Origin of the sequence: Klebsiella sp. 141153 (assembly GCF_032601995.1) — a bacterium.
Classification (GTDB): Bacteria; Pseudomonadota; Gammaproteobacteria; order Enterobacterales; family Enterobacteriaceae; genus Klebsiella; species Klebsiella aerogenes.
Genome location: NZ_JAQIRJ010000043.1, coordinates 1 through 374 on the forward strand (window position 1 = coordinate 1; position 374 = coordinate 374).

Consider the following 374-nt stretch of genomic DNA (forward strand, 5'->3'; position numbering starts at 1 on the left):
TTTCACTTCTGATTGCGAAAATTTGAGAGACTCGAACACACATTAACTGTGTGTCGTTTCAATTTTCAGCTTGATCCAGATTTTTAAAGAGCAAATATCTCAAACGTCACCCGAAGATGAGTTTTGAGATATGTCGGCGCGCGTCTTTCACTCACGAACCAGCAAGTGGCGTCCCCTAGGGGATTCGAACCCCTGTTACCGCCGTGAAAGGGCGGTGTCCTGGGCCTCTAGACGAAGGGGACACTGAAGTCTCAATCGCAAGACGCCTTGCTTCTTTACTTTCATCAGACAATCTGTGTGAGCACTACAAAGGCAGGTTCTTTAAGGTAAGGAGGTGATCCAACCGCAGGTTCCCCTACGGTTACCTTGTTACG

At 47.9% G+C, this 374-nt stretch carries 1 tRNA gene; it reads right to left on the reverse strand.

From position 1 onward, the window contains the following. Positions 1-166 precede the first annotated feature (166 nt). Positions 167-242: transfer RNA gene (locus PGS10_RS24990), tRNA-Glu, on the reverse strand. Positions 243-374: the final 132 nt, after the last annotated feature.